At 26.7% G+C, this 737-nt stretch carries 1 pseudogene; it reads right to left on the reverse strand.

Going from position 1 to position 737, the window contains the following annotated elements:
• Positions 1-155 precede the first annotated feature (155 nt).
• Positions 156-737, reverse strand: a pseudogene (locus B5E92_RS15590) (hypothetical protein); the annotation flags it as partial.

Genomic DNA, 737 nt, shown 5'->3' on the forward strand with positions numbered 1-737 from the left:
ATCATCAAAAATCAAGGGATATTTATACGCTTTTTTAGCGTTTTCAAACACGAAAAGGATATGATCAGATACTTAATTAGCTAAACATATCCTTTTATCTTCTTAAATTGACGACATTGCACTAATTAATTAGTGACTTTCTGGCTCATAGTTATCTAACTAGCAATTTTTTTGTTTATGATACCTTTAATTTTATCAAGTGGTTCTTGATCTAAAAGCATTGTGAAAATTGTATCTAATTGTTTTTTAGTTAAATTATTTAAAATATTACTATCTTCATGGGGATAAAAATGTTTAAATATTTGTTTTGTTTTTTGTAAGGTTTCTTTATTAACACCCAAGTTAATGCCTTGATTTATTCCTTCGTTGATACCTTGATTATAGAAATTCATTAATGATTCACACATATCCACTTTCTCTCCTTGCTCTAAGATAATATTTTTTAAAACCTCATTTTCTTCATTAACTATGCTAGCTGCTATGATTGCAATATCTCTATCTATTACTAGACCTTTTAATTTCTTTGGTTTTCCTTTAAATTTATAGATTAATTGAATAGTCTTGATCAAATCATAGTTTTTCTTTTCTTTAAATAAATGATAATCAATATCCAGTACATTTACCACCAGTATTGAAAAGTTACTGGTAGATATTTTTTCTATGTCTTGAACTTTAAAAAAATCATAAAGATTGTCATAGTTTTGCCAGCGATGTTCACCCCAGTTTATAACTGCAGA

It is taken from the genome of Erysipelatoclostridium sp. An15, from assembly GCF_002160675.1.
Taxonomy (GTDB): Bacteria; Bacillota_I; Bacilli_A; order Erysipelotrichales; family Coprobacillaceae; genus Thomasclavelia; species Thomasclavelia merdavium.